We start from the raw sequence: 1,539 nt of genomic DNA on the forward strand, positions 1-1,539 counted from the left end.
TAGCCTGGGACGCACGCCGATAGATTGCAATATCAGCATCATCTGGATCAAAAACATAGGTATCTGGAAAGCATAGGCCTTCAACATTGGGAAAAGTAAGAATGAGCATCTGCAATAGCACTTTGGAGCCATACCCTACAGAGAGGTTTTGAACGTCGATCGCGTTTTCAATTGCGTTCATTAAAACCCTGTCCTGTAGGAGATATAAGCAAAAATACCGTCAACCAAAACAATCATGACAATGCTACTCACCACTGCTCTAGTTGCAGAAATGCCCACCGCAGCGGCGCCGGTCCCAGTTTGCATGCCACGCAAACATCCCATCGCAGAAACAACCACACCAAATAAAGTAGCTTTCACAAGCCCAGAGAGCACATCCTCAATATCGACAGCAGCTAACATGCCGTTATAAAAATTAATAAAGGGGATACCGTAAATTTGCATTGTTAACATCGAAGAAAAAATGCTGACGATATCTGCGTATAGAGTCAGAATTGGCGCCACCAAGATCCCTGCCAATACCCGTGGCACAACCAAGAATCGAACCGGACTTAAACCGCCAGTGACCAAAGCATCTACTTCACTGTTGACAGTCATTGTGCCGATCTCCGCAGCAAAAGCAGCAGATGAGCGGCCAGCTAATAGGATGGCAGTAATTAAAGGCCCCATCTCACGCACTATTCCTAAGGCAGCTAGAGGGCCGACAAAAGAAACTGCTCCAAACTGTTGCATGCCAATTGCTGCCTGAAAAGATAAGATAACGCCAATCAAAAAGGCAACGAGGCCAACAATCGGTAATGCAGAGATGCCTGCCTCTACAGCCGCATTGACAAAATCTCCCCAACGCACTTGCCTGACATTGCGTATTGACCATGCTAAATCCGCAGAGAGATGCCCAACAAAGGTCACTAAACCGCGGACATCATCCAAAAAATTTTGTGCCGCCATACCAACACTGACAACAAAACTGGTTTTTGGTTTTGGTGCAGGAACAGGAAATAGTTTATTGATGGGGTCAAACTCATTCAATAGCGGCTGATACTTTGGATCTAATCCTTGAATCTCAAACTGTCCACCCGCTTTTTGCTGAGCTTCTTGGACATCTATTAAGAATGCAAATGCGGATCCATCTAAAGAGCTCACTTTTGAAGCATCAAAAACCAAAGCATGGTTTTGGGCATTTCCTTGCGCTAACCAGAGGTTTTGTTTTTCCCGAATATTTGTCCACACGCCGGCCAATGAATACACGTTGACAGCACCGCTCAAACTAACTTGAGCATGGATTGCGTCAGTTTGCGTCCAAATAGCTACTGGAGCTGGTGAAATCGCGGAATTAAGGTCAGAAATGGCCATAGGCAAACTATAAGGGATTTGCGTGAAACCACTGTGAAATGGCTAAAAAAGAAAAAGGGCCCAGTTTTTCAACTAGGCCCTGTATAGGTTGGTGCGGCTGGCAGGAATTGAACCCACGACCCCTTGGTTCGTAGCCAAGTACTCTATCCAGCTGAGCTACAGCCGCAACAGCCATAATTATGCCAT

Annotated in this window: 1 protein-coding gene, 1 tRNA gene and 1 pseudogene; all 3 read right to left on the minus strand. The window is 45.8% G+C overall.

The genetic code is table 11. From position 1 onward, the window contains the following. Positions 1-181: pseudogene (locus tag B7Y67_RS17640) on the minus strand (hypothetical protein); the annotation flags it as partial. Continuing rightward, positions 181-1,353 carry an ABC transporter permease gene (locus tag B7Y67_RS17645; protein WP_293599748.1) on the minus strand — a complete coding sequence of 391 codons (1,173 nt, stop codon included), beginning with the start codon at positions 1,351-1,353 and terminating at the stop codon, positions 181-183. The pseudogene B7Y67_RS17640 and the gene B7Y67_RS17645, both read right to left, overlap by 1 nt. Positions 1,354-1,442: 89 nt before the next feature. Continuing rightward, positions 1,443-1,519: transfer RNA gene (locus B7Y67_RS17650), tRNA-Arg, on the minus strand. Between the last annotated feature and the right edge of the window lie 20 nt (positions 1,520-1,539).

This window comes from Polynucleobacter sp. 35-46-11 (assembly GCF_002281105.1).

Bases quoted from the DNA above. Each gene is read 5' to 3' on its own strand.
- B7Y67_RS17645 (WP_293599748.1), bottom strand. From the start codon at position 1,353: ATGGCCATTTCTGACCTTAATTCCGCGATTTCACCAGCTCCAGTAGCT.